Here is a 340-nt window from a genome sequence, read left to right as displayed (position 1 = left end):
TGAAGTTCCACTTGTCGATGTGGTTGACGTAGTCGGCCGGGGTCAGGACCTCGGATTCGTCGATGTAGTCAACACCGAGGGACTGCAGGACCTGGGCTTCGACAAAGTGGCCGATCCGGGCCTTGGCCATGACCGGGACGGACACGGCATCGATGATGGCGTCAATCATGTCGGGATCGGACATGCGGGAGACGCCGCCCTGGGCGCGGATATCGGCCGGAACGCGTTCCAGGGCCATCACGGCCACGGCACCGGCGTCCTCGGCGATGCGGGCCTGTTCAACGTTGACAACGTCCATAATGACGCCGCCCTTGAGCATCTCGGCCATGCCGCGCTTCAC

General features: G+C 63.5%; 1 pseudogene. It reads right to left on the bottom strand.

The features are described 5' to 3' along the window. A pseudogene (locus tag ACU18_RS18845) lies at positions 1–340 on the bottom strand (pyridoxal 5'-phosphate synthase lyase subunit PdxS); the annotation flags it as partial.

The organism is Arthrobacter sp. ZBG10 (genome assembly GCF_001238605.1).
Taxonomy (GTDB): Bacteria; Actinomycetota; Actinomycetes; order Actinomycetales; family Micrococcaceae; genus Arthrobacter.
Note: the sequence above shows the minus strand (reverse complement) of the source record. Positions and strands in the feature narration are given on the sequence as shown.